At 59.9% G+C, this 13,666-nt stretch carries 13 protein-coding genes; 1 reads left to right on the forward strand and 12 read right to left on the reverse strand.

The window, feature by feature from the left end; all coding sequences use genetic code 11:
• Positions 1 to 29 precede the first annotated feature (29 nt).
• The 12 genes from M5G20_RS06565 to M5G20_RS06620 all read right to left on the reverse strand — a co-directional run bounded on the left by M5G20_RS06565 (position 30) and on the right by M5G20_RS06620 (position 12,174).
• Positions 30 to 659 carry a class I SAM-dependent methyltransferase gene (locus M5G20_RS06565; protein ID WP_273918455.1) on the reverse strand — a complete coding sequence of 210 codons (630 nt, stop codon included), beginning with the start codon at positions 657 to 659 and terminating at the stop codon, positions 30 to 32.
• Between the two features lie 99 nt (positions 660 to 758).
• The gene (locus tag M5G20_RS06570; RefSeq protein ID WP_273918456.1) at positions 759 to 1,403 is read right to left on the reverse strand and encodes a methionine ABC transporter permease; all 645 of its coding nucleotides are present in this window, start codon (positions 1,401 to 1,403) and stop codon (positions 759 to 761) included.
• A complete protein-coding gene (locus M5G20_RS06575; protein WP_273918457.1) occupies positions 1,393 to 2,514 on the reverse strand; it encodes a methionine ABC transporter ATP-binding protein in 1,122 nt (373 codons plus the stop codon). Before M5G20_RS06575 ends, M5G20_RS06570 begins: the two co-directional genes overlap by 11 nt.
• Before the next feature lie 2 nt (positions 2,515 to 2,516).
• The gene (locus tag M5G20_RS06580) at positions 2,517 to 3,326 is read right to left on the reverse strand and encodes a MetQ/NlpA family ABC transporter substrate-binding protein (RefSeq protein WP_273918458.1); all 810 of its coding nucleotides are present in this window, start codon (positions 3,324 to 3,326) and stop codon (positions 2,517 to 2,519) included.
• A 128-nt stretch (positions 3,327 to 3,454) separates the two neighbouring features.
• Positions 3,455 to 4,807 (reverse strand): LLM class flavin-dependent oxidoreductase, encoded by a 1,353-nt coding sequence (locus tag M5G20_RS06585; protein ID WP_273918459.1) that lies wholly within the window; start codon positions 4,805 to 4,807, stop codon positions 3,455 to 3,457.
• On the reverse strand, positions 4,807 to 6,012 hold the full coding sequence (locus M5G20_RS06590) for an SfnB family sulfur acquisition oxidoreductase (protein ID WP_273918460.1): 1,206 nt from the start codon (positions 6,010 to 6,012) through the stop codon (positions 4,807 to 4,809). The genes M5G20_RS06585 and M5G20_RS06590 overlap by 1 nt, the downstream gene beginning before the upstream one ends.
• Positions 6,013 to 6,049: 37 nt before the next feature.
• Positions 6,050 to 7,291, reverse strand: coding sequence for an SfnB family sulfur acquisition oxidoreductase (locus M5G20_RS06595; RefSeq protein ID WP_273918461.1), 1,242 nt, complete (start codon positions 7,289 to 7,291; stop codon positions 6,050 to 6,052).
• 222 nt (positions 7,292 to 7,513) lie between these two features.
• A complete protein-coding gene (locus M5G20_RS06600) occupies positions 7,514 to 8,278 on the reverse strand; it encodes a hypothetical protein (RefSeq protein ID WP_273918462.1) in 765 nt (254 codons plus the stop codon).
• Positions 8,279 to 8,713: 435 nt separating this feature from the next.
• Positions 8,714 to 9,469 carry an L-cystine ABC transporter ATP-binding protein TcyN gene (tcyN, locus tag M5G20_RS06605; RefSeq protein ID WP_273918463.1) on the reverse strand — a complete coding sequence of 252 codons (756 nt, stop codon included), beginning with the start codon at positions 9,467 to 9,469 and terminating at the stop codon, positions 8,714 to 8,716.
• Between the two features lie 4 nt (positions 9,470 to 9,473).
• Entirely contained in the window at positions 9,474 to 10,139 is a 666-nt protein-coding gene (tcyL, locus tag M5G20_RS06610) for a cystine ABC transporter permease (protein ID WP_273918464.1), read from the reverse strand.
• Complete coding sequence (gene tcyJ / locus M5G20_RS06615; protein ID WP_273918465.1) at positions 10,139 to 10,933, reverse strand: cystine ABC transporter substrate-binding protein; 795 nt, start codon at positions 10,931 to 10,933, stop codon at positions 10,139 to 10,141. The genes tcyL and tcyJ overlap by 1 nt, the downstream gene beginning before the upstream one ends.
• A gap of 242 nt (positions 10,934 to 11,175) precedes the next feature.
• Positions 11,176 to 12,174: a D-cysteine desulfhydrase gene (locus M5G20_RS06620; RefSeq protein ID WP_273918670.1), complete on the reverse strand. Its 999-nt coding sequence runs from the start codon at positions 12,172 to 12,174 to the stop codon at positions 11,176 to 11,178.
• 205 nt (positions 12,175 to 12,379) lie between these two features.
• Here M5G20_RS06620 and epsC point away from each other — a divergent pair, with 205 nt between their 5' ends.
• Positions 12,380 to 13,306: a serine O-acetyltransferase EpsC gene (gene epsC / locus M5G20_RS06625; RefSeq protein ID WP_273918466.1), complete on the forward strand. Its 927-nt coding sequence runs from the start codon at positions 12,380 to 12,382 to the stop codon at positions 13,304 to 13,306.
• The last annotated feature ends 360 nt before the right edge of the window (positions 13,307 to 13,666 follow it).

Genomic DNA, 13,666 nt, shown 5'->3' on the forward strand with positions numbered 1-13,666 from the left:
CAGCCTGCTGGCGATGGCGTCCGAACAGACTACACCGGCTTACGCCACACACTCGCCAGCCAAGGCTGCTGCTCCCGCGGCAGTCCCGCTGGCCGGTAGTAATGCTCCAGCTCGACAAACCCCGCTTCGGTGAGCAACTGCTGCCACGCTTGAAGATCGTGATACGCCCCATAGCGCGGCCCGTTCCAGCCTTCCTGATTCTCGCCACGGGGATTGGAACTGAACAACACACCACCAGGCTTCAGCGCCCCACGCAACTCCAGCAATACCCGAGGCAGCTCCTGGCGCGGGATGTGGAACAACACCGCGTTGGCAAAAATACCGTCGAAACGCTCGGCCGGCAGATCGAGCTTCAGAAAGTCCTGCTGCCAGACTTCGCAGCCGCTGTCCTCACGGGCCATCTGCGCGAATTTTTCCGAACCGTCGAGGCCGACGGCTGTGTGGCCCATGCGCGTAAACGTCTGCAGATCCCGACCGGGGCCGCAGCCGAAGTCGAGAATGTCGAACGGTGCCTGGCCATGGATATGCCGCAGCAGGGCATCGATGTTCTGGCTGACATCGTGATCGCGAGTGCCTTCACGAAAACCGTCCGCCACCGAGTTGTAGTGGCCGAGGGTGGTGGTTGTGATTTTTTCGAGGTCGTCGGGGGTTTGTTTCATGGTCGGCTGCGCAGGCAATTGGGATTTGCCGAATATACGCCATGAAATTTCAGGTCGTGCAAGCGCCCTCGCCACAAAAGCACCTGACGCACCGAGGATCTACCGCTTGTTCAATTCCCGCGCCAGTCTGTCGCCACCCAACTGAATCACCGCCACCAACGCCACCAGCAACACAATCACCGTCAACATGATCTGGCTGTCAAAACGCTGATACCCATACCGGTACGCAATGTCCCCCAGCCCGCCCGCACCAATCGCCCCGGCCATGGCCGACGAATTGATCATCGTGACCAGAGTGATGGTGAACCCGCCAACAATCCCCGGCAGCGCTTCCGGCAACAGCACATGCCAAACGATGTGACCGCGTCGGCAACCCATGGCCTGCGCGGCTTCGATCAGCCCGTGATCGACCTCGCGCAAACTGACCTCGGCAATCCGCGCAAAGAACGGCGTCGCCGCGATGGTCAACGGCACCACCGCCGCCCATACGCCGTAGGTGGTGCCGACAATCAAGCGGGTGAAGGGGATCAGTGCCACCATCAGAATCAGGAACGGGATCGAGCGGAACAGGTTCACGAACGCGCCCAATGCGCGGTTGATCGCCGGGGCCTCGTAGATTCCGCCCCTGGAACTGGTGACCAGGATCACCGCCAGCGGAATACCCGCCAGCAGCGCGATCAGCGATGACACACCGACCATCAAAAACGTGTCGATAAAGCCTTGCAGCAAGCGATCAAACCACATAACCCAACACCTCCACCTGTTGCGCCCAGCGGCCGGCGCGTTGCTGCAGTTCTTCGGCAGTGAGGGATGAACCCGTCACCGACAACAGCAATTGTCCGAGGGCGTGCCCTTGAATCCGTTCCACGCCACCCTGCAACAAGCGCACTCGGCCGCCGAGAGCGCCGAACAGGGCCGCGATGTCCGGTTCATCATCGGCAGCGCCGGTAAATTGCAGGCGCAATACCACCGCGTCTTCTGCTGACTGTGGCCGGGATCGCAAGCGGTTTTGCAGCTCTGGCGGCAGGGCGTGTTGCAATGGCGCGAGCAAGGTCTTGCTGACGTCGTGCTGCGGATTGCCGAACACTTCCCACACCGGGCCTTGCTCAACGATGTGCCCATGTTCGAGCACCACGACGCGATCACAGATCTCGCGGATCACTGCCATTTCATGGGTGATCAAAATGATGGTCAGGCCCAGGCGCTGGTTGATCTCGCGCAACAACCCGAGGATCGATTGCGTGGTTTCCGGATCCAGCGCGGAAGTGGCCTCGTCGCACAGCAGAATCGCCGGGTCGTGCACCAGCGCGCGGGCAATGCCGACACGTTGTTTCTGGCCACCGGAGAGTTGCGCGGGGTAGGCCTTGTGCTTGGCTTGCAGGCCCACCAGTTCCAGCAGTTCGCGAACCTTCTGATCGCGTTTTTCCTTGGGCACGCCGGCGACTTTCAGCGGCAACTCGACATTCTGCCAAACGGTTTTGGCCGACATCAGATTGAAGTGCTGGAAGATCATGCCGATGCGCCGCCGCAGCGCCACCAGGCGATCCTCGTCGAACCCACCGATGTCGACCTGATCGATCAGCACCCGGCCTGAAGTCGGTTGTTCCAGGCGATTGATGGTACGGATCAATGACGATTTGCCGGCGCCGCTGCGGCCGATAATGCCGAACACTTCACCGCGCTGGATCGCCAGGTCAATGCCGTGCAGGGCGGCCACCGGGCCATGTTTACCGTCGTAGGTTTTACCCAGGCCGACGAAGCGAACGTGGGCACGATTGAGTTCAGGGTGCAGCTCGGTTTGCACGGCGGCATGAGGCTCTGGAATTTCCAGTCGCAGTTGCGTGGCAGCGGTCATGCTCAGCTCTCCCAGCCGGCTTGATAGAGCTTGCCATGGGCTTTATCCAGCGCGGCGCGCACGGCTGGCGAATGCTGGTAGATGTCGACGAACTTGATCAGGCGCGGGTCGGTTTTGCTCTTCGGCTGGATCACGAACTGGATCACGTATTCCTTGTGGTCGAGGCCGTCGAACAGCAGCGCGGAACCGGCATCGAAGGTCTTCGCCAGGCGGATGTAGGCCGGGTAGCCCTGGACCAGATCAGCGTCGTCGTAAGCGCGGACCAGTTGCACGGCTTCAACCTGGAGGATCTTGATTTTCTTCGGGTTGGCAATGATGTCTTCTTCGGTGGCCTTGTAGCCGACACCCGGTTTGAGGGTGATCAGGCCAGCCTTGGCCAACAGTTGCAAACCACGGCCGCTGTTGATCGGGTCGTTGGCGATCGCCACGCTGGCGCCTTCTGGCAACTCGTCGAAGCTTTTGTATTTTTTCGAGTAGAGGCCGACGTTGTTGATGATCCCCGGCGCAAACGGCACCAGGTCAAAACCGGCGGCAGCCTTGGCGTTTTCCAGGAACGGGATGTGCTGGAAGTAGTTCACGTCGATGTCACCGGAGGCGAGGCTGACGTTGGGTGCAATCCAGTCGGTGAACTCCACCAGCTCGACTTTCAGGCCTTGTTTACCGGCTTCTTCAACCGCGGCTTCCAGCGGAATGGCGAAGGCAGCGGTGGTGCCGATTTTCAGCGGAGCGTCGGCGGCGAACACCGCAGAGCTAAAAAGGCCGAGGGCCAGGGCCAGTACTTTGACTGGGTGAGAGAGGTGGTTCTTGGTCATGATGGTTTTTCCAGTCAGTGCATAAGATTTTTGGTGTTCGGGCGGGCCTCATCGCTGGCAAGCCAGCTCCCACAGTGTTCTCGGGTGTTCACGCGCCCCCTGTGGGAGCTGGCTTGCCAGCGATGCTTTTAGCGTCGGAAGGCCGAGCCGGTATGTTGCCCAGGCAAATGCGCCGCTCGGTGAAACAGCTTTTCCCGCAAGCTGCCGTCGTCGTAGGCGGTCTTGTACGAGCCTCGGCGTTGCAGTTCGGGGATCACCAGGTCGATGAAATCCACGTAGCTTTCCGGCGTGACGATCCGCGTCAGGTTGAAGCCGTCGAGGCCGGTTTCGGCGATCCATGATTCCAGCTCATCGGCCACTTGCTCAGGCGAGCCGACCACGGTGATGTAGCGTCCGCCGAGGGCGTGTTGTTCGAGCAATTTGCGTCGGGTCCAGTCGTTGTTTTGCAGGTTTTTGGTGGCTGACTGGATCGCGTTGCTTTTCACGTACTGGATCGGCTCGTCGATGGCGTACTCGGAAATATCGATGCCGGTGGACGCCGAGAAATGCGCCACGCCGGCTTCGGCACTGGCGTAGCTCAGGTATTCGGCGTGCTTGGCCCAGGCCAGCTCTTCGGTTTCGCCGACAATCACGTTCAAGCCCATGAACACCTTGATGTCCTCGGGATTGCGCCCGGCGGCGACCGCGCTGGCGCGGACCTTGTCCACTTGCACCTGGGTCGACGTCTTGGTCTGGCCGCTGATGAACACACACTCAGCGTGCCGGCCGGCGAACAGCAAACCGCGATCCGAACTGCCGGCCTGGAACAGCACCGGTGTGCGCTGCGGTGACGGCTCGCACAGGTGATAACCCTCGACCTGATAGAACTCGCCCTTGTGCTCGACCTTGTGCACCTTGTCCGGCTGCGCATAGATGCGTTGCCGGGGATCGTTCAACACCGCGCCGTTTTCCCAGCTGCTTTCCCAGAGTTTGTAGAGCACCTCCAGGTACTCGTCGGCCTGGTCGTAACGGCGGTCGTGCTCGACCTGCTCGCTCAGGCCCATGGCCTTGGCGGCGCTGTCGAGGTAGCCGGTGACGATGTTCCAGCCCACACGACCACGGCTCAGATGATCCAGCGTTGACATGCGGCGGGCGAACAGGTACGGCGGCTCGTAGGTGAGGTTGGCGGTGAGACCGAAACCGAGGTTTTTGGTCACCGCCGCCATGGCCGAGACCAGCAGCAACGGGTCGTTGACCGGCAGCTGAATCGACTCCTTGAGCGGAACGTCCACCGAGTTTTGGTAGACGTCGTAAACGCCAACGATGTCAGCGATGAACAAACCGTCGAACAGGCCGCGTTCGAGCAACTGCGCCAGTTCGGTCCAGTACTCAATGGTTTTGTATTGGGTCGACGTGTCGCGCGGGTGCGTCCACAGGCCGTGGTTGATGTGCCCGATGCAGTTCATGTTGAACGCGTTGAGCAGGATTTTTTTCCTGGCCATCAGATAGTCCCCCGTAGCGGCGGGTTTTCATCGTTGAGGTAGTAATTGCCCACCGCGTGGTACTTCCAGCGCACCGGGTCGTGCAGGGTGTGCACCCGGGCGTTACGCCAGTGCCGATCAAGGCCGTGTTCAATCAGGGTCGCCTGGCTGCCGGCCAGTTCGAACAAGGTACTGCCGGCCGCGAGGGAGATTTCGGTGCTGATGGCGCGGGCTTCGGCGATGGCAATCGAAGCCGCTGCGACGGTCTCGGCGTTGGTGTCAGCCTGAGCCCTGTCGAGGCATTCGCCGGCGCGTTCGAGCAGCGCTTCGGTGACGTGCAGGCGAATGCTCAAGTGGCCGAAGCTCTTGAGGGTCAGCGGATCATCGATGGCTCTCTCATGGGTCGCGTCGATCCACGGCCGGGTCTTGGTCCGCACAAAATGCAGTGCATCTTCGTAGGCCGCGCGGGCGATGCCGGTGTCGATGGCGGCGTGAAGAATTTGCGCGAGTGGACCGACCGGGGTCGGGCGCTCGAACGCGGTTTGAAACGGGATCACGTCTTCGACGGCGACGAAAACATCTTCGAACACCACCGAACCGCTACCGGTGGTGCGCTGACCGAAGCCGCTCCAGTCGTCGATGACAGTCAAACCTTTGCTGTTGCTCGGGACGAACGCCAATTGCTGCACGCCGTTTTCATCAATGACCGAGGTAGGGATGCGCTGGGCATAGATTGCGCCGGTGGCGTAGAACTTACGCCCGTTGATGCGATAGCCGCCGCGCGCTCCCTGTAAATCAGGGGTCAGGCGGGTGACGCGGTCGTGGGCGGTTTTGGTGCCTAGCTCGGCGAGTGCATTGCCGAAACGCTGACCGGCCAGTACTTCGGCGTACAGGCGGTTTTTCTGCTCGGGGTTGCCGTTTACGCGCAGCACTTCCAGGGCATAAAAATGATTCTGCGGGATCTGCCCGAGGGAGCCGTCGGCCTGGGAAATCAGGGCGATGACTTTGGCCAGCGTGACGTTGGAAACGCCCGCGCCACCGTGCTCTTTCGGCACGCTGATGCCCCACAGGCCCGAGCGGGAAAACACGTCCAGTTCCGGGTGTGGCAAACGGCGTTCGCGATCACGGAGGGCGCTGTCGCGCCTGAAATCGTCGGCCAGGTCGCTGGCGACAATCAGGGCTTGCTCATCGCTGGTGATGACCGCGACGTGGTGAGAACTTGTCATGTGTTTCTCCAGCGCTCTGGTAGAAGTGTTCCGGTCGTTAAATCCAGGAATGGCGAGCCGGTAAAGTGCCGTTCAGGTGATAGGCGCCCACGGCGTGGTACTTCCAGCGCACCGGGTCATGCAGGGTGTGCACCCGGGCGTTGCGCCAATGGCGGTCAAGGTTGAATTCGGCAAGGGTCGCGCGGCTGCCGGCCAGCTCGAAAAGCTTTTCGCTGGCCAGTAGCGAGATCTCGGTGGTCAGCACCTTGGCTTCGGCCACGACAATCGAGGCACGGGCGGCGGATTCGGCGGTGAGCGGCGCGGCGCTGACCTGATCGAGCACTTGTCCGGCCTTGCGCAGCAGGGCCTCGGCGGCATGCAATTCGATTTTCAGCTTGCCGATATCGGCGATCACGTACAGGTCATCGCTGGCCCGTTCAACGTTGGCGTCAATCCATGGTCGGGAACGGGTTTTCACGAATTCGATGGCATCGTCGATGGCGCCCCGGGCGATTCCGGCGTCAATGGCGGCCTGAATCAGTTGCGAGACGGCGCCCTGGGTGTTGGGCTTTTCATTGATCTTCCAGTTGTCCACCACCAGATCGGCGTCGACCCGCACGTTGTTGAGCAAAATCGTACCGCTGGCGGTGGTGCGCTGACCGAAACCGGACCAGTCATCGACGATGCGCAGCCCCGGCGTACCGCGACGCACGAAGGCCAGCACTTGCTTGCCATCGTCATTGAGCGCCTTGACTGCAACCCAATGCGCGAACAGCGCGCCGGTGGAATAGAACTTCTGCCCGCTGATGACAAAACCATCGCCGTCGGCGGTGATGCGCGCCTTGAGGTCCAGGGTGTTTTTGGTGCCGCGTTCCGGCCCGGCGTTGCCGATGCGCCAGCCGTCGAGCACGCTATTGAACAGCTGTTTTTTCTGCGCTTCAGTGGCGCTGCCCAGCACCAGATTCAGGATGCCGAACTGGTTCTGCGGGATCTGCCCCAGGGCCGGGTCTGCCGCGGAAATGATCGCGAACACCTCAGCCAGGGTGACGAACGAAACCTGTGGGCCACCGTACTCGCGGGGGATGCAAATGCTGCCCAGCCCGCTGCGGGTGAATTGTTCGATTTCCGACCAAGGCAGCTTGCGCTGCTGGTCACGTTTGGCCGCTTGCAGGCGCGCGACTTGCGCCAGTTCATGAGCGGCCTTGATCGCTTGTGCGTCGTTGCGCAGCACTTGTGCGGGCAACAATAGCGGGGCGATATCCAGATCACTCTGGACGATTGCATCTGCCAAATTGGACATCAGCGCCGCTCCCTGGCTGCACGCAATGCCCTGGCGATCTGCACTGGGGTGATTGTGTTCCGGACCATACCTACCTCACATCTCATGGAAACGCCGCAGTGCGGCGAGCGAAAACAAGAGTGTCCGGTGGTCCGGTGTATATACCCTAAGCGTTTATAAAATAGTTTTGAACTAACCTTTAGGAATATCAATAGAAGTGTGTCGTTTCGATCCATTCAGGCATCAGCGATTTCTTCGTTCAGCAGCCTTGAGCACTTTCTTTGGCGGGACGTTGAGGTACGGATTGGCACAACCAATCTTCAACGTGCGTGCGGGCGCCCACCGTGAGTTGTTGCCGACCCGGTCGAGGATGCAATACGTCACTTCCAGGCGCAGGTCTTCGCCGGCCTCGATAATGATCGCCGGTGGTACCCAGACCTGGATTGGCTGGCCCACGTCATTCGCCGTGAGTCGCGGCAGGTCCATGCGCACGTCGCCCCAGCGCAGGGTGATTTCGTCGTCGGCCGCCATGTTCAGGTACGGCTCGATGGTCACGGGCACGCCGCGCTTGATCTGGTTGGGATTCACGCCCTGGCGGCGAATCGTTTCGGGGATGCTCACGGGGGCCAGGCACTGGTTTTCGTCGCCGTACAAGGCAGAAGGCTCGCCACCCGGACAATCGAGTTTGACTTGCACGCGCCTGGCCGGCGAAACCGCCGGCCCCTGGCCGACCTGCATGATCCGGTAATGGACGCGCGATGAGCCATTGACGATGAAGCTCTCCGGCACCCTCAGTTGAACGGATCGGCCAACCTCATTGTTGGTCAGCACCCGGGAGGCGACATAGCAGTTGTCCCAGAACAGTTCGATCAGATCGCCATCGTCCATTGCGGGGTAGGGCGGCACGTCAATCAGCAGGTGCGCGGCCGAGGTGATGTTGATGTCGCTCCTGTGAGATTGCGCCAGGGTTGGGGCTGCAAGTTCGGGTTGGTTCGAAGTGCTTTTCATGGAATCTCCTTGAAGTTGTTGCAGCGAAGTCCGTGTCTGAAAAAATAAAGGCGTGAAAGATAATTAATTGTTCTGGTTTAATAATCGCTGGTGCGGTTTGTAGGCTAGATAAGAGTTCGGGTGAATCAGTGTCAATAGCGATTGTTAGTTGAGCGGGGGATATAGCGTTATTCAGAAATGTCCTACGCATTGAAGTTAATAAGCGCTATTGGAGCGTAGACTTTGCTTATGAGTACCGGGTGTGTTCGGCCTTGAATACCGTGGGCGGGGGAATGGGGGGTAATGTTCGATGAGCAGTACAAGTCTGTTGCGGGATATAAATATGTGCCGCCAGTACGGACGAATTATTATCTATGATTTTCGGGGGTTGTTATGTGTGAGCGGGGAGGGTATGTAACTTCCGTCCGTGGAAGTTAACAGTTTTGCGAAGGGGTGTTAGTTGTGTGAGTTGTTCAGGAACTTACTGAGGAACTGTTTCGTGCGTTCTTCTTTCGGGTTGGCAAACAACGCCTTTGCCTCGCCTTGTTCGACGATCACGCCCTTGTCGAAAAACACCACGCGATTGGCCACGTCACGGGCGAAAGCCATTTCGTGGGTCACGATGACCATGGTGCGATTCTCTTCGGCCAGGCCGCGGATCGTCGCCAGCACTTCACCCACCAGCTCCGGGTCGAGTGCAGAGGTCGGTTCGTCGAACAGGATCACTTCCGGTTCCATCGCCAGCGCCCGGGCAATTGCCACGCGTTGTTGCTGGCCGCCCGAGAGACGGCGCGGGTAAGCATCTTCCTTGCCCGCCAGGCCAACCTTGGCCAACAGCTTTTTACCCAGGGCAACGGCGTCGGCGTGGGGGATCTTCTTGACGATGATCGGGCCTTCGATAACGTTTTCCAGGGCAGTGCGATGGGGGAACAGGTTGAAGTTCTGGAACACGAAACCCACGTGCTGGCGCAAGTTGCGCACCAGGCTTTGCTGCTGGTTCAACGGGCGGCGGGTATCGATCTCGATATTGCCGACCTTGATCCGGCCACTGCTGGGCTCCTCCAGGAAATTCAGGCAACGCAGGAACGTGGTCTTGCCCGAGCCGCTAGGCCCGATGATCGCCACGACCTCGCCTTCCTTCACTTGCAGATCGATGCCGTTGAGCACGACTTGACCCTTGAACTGCTTTGTCAGTTTTTCCACGACAATCATGGGGTCAGGACTCCTGGTCGTGCCGATTGACCCGCTCTTCCAACTTGTTCTGCAGGTGCGAAAGCACCGTGGCCAGAATCCAGTAGATCAGCGCGGCGGCAAGATACATGGTGAAAACTTCGAAGGTACGGGCGGTAATCAGCTGTGCCTGACGGAACAGCTCCGGCACCTGGATAGTGGCCGCCAGCGCGGTGTCCTTGACCAGCGAAATGAAGCTGTTGCCCAGCGGTGGCAATGCGGTGCGCATCGCCTGCGGCAGGATGGCCCGGCGCAGAGTCTGCGCACGGGTCATGCCGATGCTGGCAGCCGCTTCCCATTGGCCGCGTTCGATCGAGCTGATCGCGGCACGCAGGATTTCACAGGCGTAAGCGGCCATGTTCAGCGAGAAGCCGATCATGGCCGCCGGAATTGGATCGAGTTCCATGCCCAATTGCGGCAAGCCGTAATAGATCACGAACAGTTGCACCAGCAACGGCGTGCCGCGAAAGAACGACACGTAGATGCGGGCGATCCAGCTCACCAGCTTGAAGCGCGACAGGCGCATCAGTGCCAGGCCGAAGCCCAGCAAGAGGCCGAAGAACATCCCGCCGAGGCTCAAGATGACCGTGTAGTACGCGCCCTTGAGCAGAAAGGGCGCAGAATCCAGTGCGAGTTGGAAAGCTTCTTCCATTATTGAGTGACGTCAGCGCTGAAGTATTTTTCCGAAAGCTTTTTCAGCGTACCGTCGGCACGCAGCTTGTCGATCGCCTTGTTCACCGCAGCCAGCAGTTCCGGCTCGCCTTTGCGCAGGGCAATGCCGGCTTCCTGGCGGGAGAACGCTGCGCCGGCGGCAACGGTGTCGGTTGCCTTCTTGGCGTATTCCAGCGCGGCCAGACGGTCGATCAGGATGGCGTCGATACGGCCCACACGCAGGTCCTGGAACTTGGTCGGATCATCGTCATAGGTCTTGATGATGGCTTTGGGCTGATTGTCCTTGAGCCATTGTTCGTAGTTGGTGCCCAGGCCCACACCGACCTTCTTGCCGGCCAGGTCGTCAGCGGACTTGATGGTGCCGTCGTTCTGTTTCAGAACCAGCGCCTGAATACCGGAGACGGTGTAGGGCTCGGAGAAATCGTACTTCTTCTTGCGCTCTTCAGAGATGGTCACCTGGTTGATCACCGCGTCCAGGCGCTTGGATTCCAGTGCCGCGAGGATGCCGTCCCATTTGGTCGGTTGCAGTTTGACCTTCACGCCCAGCTCCTTGGCCAGGGCTTCGGAGAATTCGACTTCGAAGCCGGCCAGTTTGCCGTCGGCGTCGACGAAACTGAACGGTGGGTAGGTGCCTTCCAGGCCGACGTTGATCACGCCTTTGTCCTTGATTTGTTGCAGTTGCTCACCGGCCACTGCCTGGCCGATCAGGCCGGCGCTCAGTGCCAGGCCCAGCGAGCCCACCAGCAGATTTCGACGTAGTGCGGAAAAATTCATGACAAGCCCCTGTGTTTTCTTATGGAAGACGCTTAAGGAAAGTTGGCAAATTCGGGAATTGGACGACAGCGATATCCTGCCCTAAAAGCAACGTATGCGTCTCGCTGCAAATTCGCCTGCGGCGTGACTATATGATGGCGTTATTAGATTAGAAAATAATAAATTCTATTTTTGTTATTCTTTAAATGAATATGTTTTTTTCATCCTTCTGTGGCGAGGGAGCGTGCTCCCTCGCCACAGGGTCAGTCAGTCAGAAATTCTTTATACGCAAACAACGCCGGCGCCCCACCGGTGTGCAGGAAGATGATCGGCCCCCCGTTGAAACGCTGACGACCGATGCCATCAAGCAATCCCGCCATGGCCTTGCCAGTGTAGACCGGGTCCAGCAACAGCCCTTCCTGGCTCGCCAGCAACTTGACCGCCGCCAGCGTCCCGGCATTCGGCTCGCCATAGCGCGGCCCGAAATACTCATCCCACAACTCAACCTTGAAACTGTCCGGCAGGCTCACACCCAACAGTTCTGCCGTGCGTTCGGCCAACCCTTGCACTTTTGGCCGCTGATCTTCATCGCTGCGCGAAACAGTCACGCCAATGACGGGCAATTGCGGCAGTGCTTCACTCAAGGCCAGTGCCAGTCCGCTGTGGGTCCCGGCGCTGCCCGAAGCGAGGACGACAGCGGCGAAATCCAGGCCGGTGTCCTTGATCTGCTCGGCCAGTTCCAGGCCAGCACGCACGTAGCCCAGCGCGCCCAACGCATTGGAGCCGCCGATCGGCACCAGATACGGTTTTTTGCCATTGTTGCGCAGGCGCGCGGCCAATGCCTGCAATTGCTCGTCGGCGTTATCGAGGTTTTCCACCTGCTCGACTTTGGTATCGAACAGGTCCAGCAACAGCCGATTGCCGTTGCCGAGATAGTTGCTATCGTCGGTACCCAGAGGATTTTCCAGCAGGGCGACACAGCCTAGCCCCAGCCTGGCGGCAATCGCGGCGGTCTGGCGCACATGGTTCGACTGCAGGGCACCCGCGGTGATCAAGGTATCCGCGCCCTGGGCCAAGGCATCCGCGGCGAGGAATTCAAGCTTGCGCAGCTTGTTGCCGCCCATCGCCAGTGGCGTCAGGTCGTCGCGTTTGACATACACATCACGCCCGAGCCAGGTCGACAGCCGTTCGAGTTTTTCCAGGGCGGTGGGCTGACCGAGCAGGTCGAGGCGATTGAAGCGGGCAAGCTGTTGTTTGATCAACTCTTGATTGGACATGGTTCCGTACTGGCGGTGAATGATGTCAGGACTATAGGCACGCCCATTTCACGGGGCAACCGCCAATCGCTTATAGCTGATGGTGCTTGACACAGCACAATTGGTTCTTAATTTGGCCACAGGCCCTTGCCGTAAAGTAATCGCCGTTGACGCGGCCAGACCGTCCGGCCGCCCGTGAGGAGTTTTTACCGTGAGTGAGCGTTCCAGCCATTGGCAATTGCAGACCATCGTCAGCCAGCTGCGCACGGCCCGTGATCAGTGGCGAGCACAAAACGGCCGCGTCAGCGGCGAGCAGGGTGGTCGCGAACTACCGTCCCGGGCGGCCATGGCGGAAATTCTCGAGGCCTTGTGTGGTGCGCTGTTCCCCATGCGTCTCGGGCCGGTGGACCTGCGCGAAGAGAGTGAAGACTTCTACGTCGGCCACACCCTTGATGTGGCGCTGAACGCATTGCTGGCGCAAGCACGGCTCGAACTGCGATACGCCGCGCGTCACAGTGCCCAGGCCGAGGCTGAAGTCGAAGCCAGGACCATTCAGATCATTCAGGATTTCGCCCTGGCCCTGCCCGGGCTGCGCAGCCTGTTGGACACCGATGTGTTGGCGGCCTATCACGGTGACCCGGCGGCGCGCAGTGTCGATGAAGTGCTGCTGTGCTACCCGGGGATCCTGGCGGTGATTCACCATCGTCTGGCCCACCATTTGTATCGCGCCGGCCTGCCACTGCTGGCAAGGATCAGTGCGGAAATCGCCCACTCGGCCACCGGTATCGACATTCACCCGGGCGCGCAGATCGGCCGCAGTTTCTTCATCGACCACGGGACCGGCGTGGTGATCGGCGAGACTGCCATCATCGGCGAGCGTGTGCGTATTTATCAGGCGGTGACACTGGGCGCCAAGCGTTTTCCCGCCGACGAAGACGGCCAGTTGCAGAAGGGCCAGGCGCGGCATCCGATCGTCGAGGATGACGTGGTGATTTACGCCGGGGCGACAATTCTGGGACGGATCACCATCGGCAAGGGCTCGACCATTGGCGGTAATGTCTGGCTGACCCGCAGCGTGCCGGCGGGCAGTAACCTGACCCAGGCCAATTTGCAGCTGGATGATGGGGCGCAGAAGTAAGGCCGCAGTCCTCCGCTGACGGATCTACCGTCATCGCGAGCAGGCTCGCTCCCACAGGGTTTCCCGTCGATCACAGCCATTGTGTTCAACCCGATCCACTGCAGGAGCGAGCCTGCTCGCGGTGCTTTTAAATCCCTGCGTATTCCCTCCTTGAGCTAGCGTAAAAGCACGACCGCCCGGCTCGGCGATTAGTCCTTAGCACCCTATTCATGTTTAACTTGAACGTTCATTCAAGTTAAACCGGTGGTTCGCTGCCCGCTCACAACAGGAGGCTTGCCTTTGCTGAGTCCGATTTCTACAGCCACGTTTTTCCTCTATGAGGTGCACCGTTCATGAGTGCATCGTCCCTTCCTCCCAGCG

The organism is Pseudomonas sp. TNT2022 ID1044 (assembly GCF_028656895.1).
Classification (GTDB): domain Bacteria; phylum Pseudomonadota; class Gammaproteobacteria; order Pseudomonadales; family Pseudomonadaceae; genus Aquipseudomonas; species Aquipseudomonas reinekei.

Bases quoted from the DNA above. Each gene is read 5' to 3' on its own strand.
- M5G20_RS06565 (WP_273918455.1), bottom strand. From the start codon at position 659: ATGAAACAAACCCCCGACGACCTCGAAAAAATCACAACCACCACCCTC.
- M5G20_RS06570 (WP_273918456.1), bottom strand. From the start codon at position 1,403: ATGTGGTTTGATCGCTTGCTGCAAGGCTTTATCGACACGTTTTTGATG.
- M5G20_RS06575 (WP_273918457.1), bottom strand. From the start codon at position 2,514: ATGACCGCTGCCACGCAACTGCGACTGGAAATTCCAGAGCCTCATGCC.
- M5G20_RS06580 (WP_273918458.1), bottom strand. From the start codon at position 3,326: ATGACCAAGAACCACCTCTCTCACCCAGTCAAAGTACTGGCCCTGGCC.
- M5G20_RS06585 (WP_273918459.1), bottom strand. From the start codon at position 4,807: ATGGCCAGGAAAAAAATCCTGCTCAACGCGTTCAACATGAACTGCATC.
- M5G20_RS06590 (WP_273918460.1), bottom strand. From the start codon at position 6,012: ATGACAAGTTCTCACCACGTCGCGGTCATCACCAGCGATGAGCAAGCC.
- M5G20_RS06595 (WP_273918461.1), bottom strand. From the start codon at position 7,291: ATGTCCAATTTGGCAGATGCAATCGTCCAGAGTGATCTGGATATCGCC.
- M5G20_RS06600 (WP_273918462.1), bottom strand. From the start codon at position 8,278: ATGAAAAGCACTTCGAACCAACCCGAACTTGCAGCCCCAACCCTGGCG.
- tcyN (WP_273918463.1), bottom strand. From the start codon at position 9,469: ATGATTGTCGTGGAAAAACTGACAAAGCAGTTCAAGGGTCAAGTCGTG.
- tcyL (WP_273918464.1), bottom strand. From the start codon at position 10,139: ATGGAAGAAGCTTTCCAACTCGCACTGGATTCTGCGCCCTTTCTGCTC.
- tcyJ (WP_273918465.1), bottom strand. From the start codon at position 10,933: ATGAATTTTTCCGCACTACGTCGAAATCTGCTGGTGGGCTCGCTGGGC.